The following is a 330-nucleotide window of genomic DNA, read 5'->3' as shown; positions in this document are numbered from 1 at the left end:
GAAGAGTACGTATGTAGCTTTGGGTCCGAAGCATCTGCAGGCGTACCTCAACGAGTACACCGGACGCCGCCGACTGCACCTGTCCGAAGGGGAAGAAACGATGTGGCAGAAGTTGCTGCACATGGGCGTGGCGATTCCGGCGATCCCTTACCGCCGACTGATTGCGCGCCAACCGGTTCAGCCTCTTGCGGCTGCGTCCTGATCGCAGGGATTGAACGAGGAAAGGTGAGCCTGATGTGCGTGGCTTGAACGGTGTGGGTTAGCATGAACGAGGACAGCGGAAACATTCAGGTTCAAGCGGCAACGAGGACCAGGGTCTTTTTATTTTTT

Annotated in this window: 1 protein-coding gene; it reads left to right on the top strand. The window is 56.7% G+C overall.

What is annotated here, in order from left to right:
* A partial coding sequence (locus ACE41H_RS25245; protein WP_375358321.1) for a hypothetical protein occupies positions 1-202 on the top strand: 202 nt, incomplete at its 5' end.
* Positions 203-330: the final 128 nt, after the last annotated feature.

The organism is Paenibacillus enshidis (genome assembly GCF_042136365.1).
GTDB lineage: Bacteria > Bacillota > Bacilli > Paenibacillales > Paenibacillaceae > Paenibacillus > Paenibacillus enshidis.
Note: the sequence above shows the minus strand (reverse complement) of the source record. Positions and strands in the feature narration are given on the sequence as shown.